Source organism: Herbaspirillum sp. UBA812 (assembly GCF_002296545.1).
Lineage (GTDB): Bacteria > Pseudomonadota > Gammaproteobacteria > Burkholderiales > Burkholderiaceae_D > Herbaspirillum > Herbaspirillum huttiense.
Genome location: NZ_DBIC01000219.1, coordinates 4,493 through 5,204, shown reverse-complemented (window position 1 = coordinate 5,204; position 712 = coordinate 4,493). Strand labels below are relative to the sequence as shown.

The 712-nt window shown below is 67.0% G+C and carries 1 pseudogene; it reads left to right on the top strand.

The window, feature by feature from the left end:
• A pseudogene (locus B3873_RS14415) lies at positions 1-525 on the top strand (3-hydroxy-3-methylglutaryl-CoA reductase); the annotation flags it as partial.
• Positions 526-712: the final 187 nt, after the last annotated feature.

Here is a 712-nt window from a genome sequence, read left to right as displayed (position 1 = left end):
TTTGCCGCCGTCGATCCCTACCGCGCCGCCACCCACAACAAGGGCATCATGAACGGCATCGATCCGGTCATCGTCGCCACCGGCAATGACTGGCGCGCGGTGGAGGCCGGGGCTCACGCCTATGCCTGCCGCCATGGCCGCTACACTTCGCTGACGCACTGGGAAATTGCCGCCGATGGCGACCTCGTCGGTACGCTGGAAATTCCGATGCCGGTGGGCCTGGTGGGTGGTGCCACCAAGACCCATCCGGCGGCGCGGGCGGCCTTGAAGATCCTGGGCGTGCAATCGGCGCAGGAGCTGGCCGAGGTCGCCGTGGCGGTGGGGCTGGCGCAGAACATGGCCGCCCTGCGCGCGCTGGCGACTGAAGGCATACAACGCGGCCACATGGCCCTGCACGCGCGCAACATCGCATTGGCCGCCGGGGCCGAACCGCATGAGATGGACTGGCTGGTGCAGCAGATGGTGGCTGGCCACGACGTCCGGGTGGACTACGCCAGATCGCTGCTGGCCGAACGCCGCCGCTGAAGCACGAAAAACAGAACGACCCGAGCCGCCCAGCGGCCGATCACAACGAGGAGACAAGCACATGATCCCATCGACCACGCTGCGCAGGCTGGCAGCCGCCTGTGCCATTGCAGGCATTTTTGCAGGGCCGGCCACGGCCCAGGTATCCAATGACGCGGTACGCATCGGCTTCATCACCGACATGTCC